This is a genomic window from Paraburkholderia sp. SIMBA_030, from assembly GCF_046535245.1.
Taxonomy (GTDB): Bacteria; Pseudomonadota; Gammaproteobacteria; order Burkholderiales; family Burkholderiaceae; genus Paraburkholderia.
Window position 1 is genome coordinate 1 of the sequence record NZ_JAWRXB010001445.1, and the last position, 243, is coordinate 243.

A 243-nucleotide genomic window follows, 5' to 3' on the forward strand; every position below is an offset into this window, starting at 1 on the left:
GATCTGCAGCCAGGCCACCCTGGCCGAGCACAACCTCGACCGCCACTGGCGCAATGCCCGCACGCATACGCTGCATGATCCGGTGCGCTGGAAATACATCGCCGTCGGCAACTACTTTCTGAACGACGTGCTGCCGCCGCGTCACGGCGCGATTTAGCGCGCTCGCCGCTTCCTTTTTGCATCAACCTAACTGGATCCGATTATGGCCAGACAGATCCGTCTAAACGCGTTCGACATGAATTG

Annotated in this window: 1 protein-coding gene; it reads left to right on the forward strand. The window is 59.3% G+C overall.

Annotation, left to right across the window (positions count from 1 at the left end; all coding sequences use genetic code 11):
• A partial coding sequence (locus SB772_RS44815; RefSeq protein WP_410839128.1) for an acyl-CoA dehydrogenase occupies positions 1-157 on the forward strand: 157 nt, incomplete at its 5' end.
• Between the last annotated feature and the right edge of the window lie 86 nt (positions 158-243).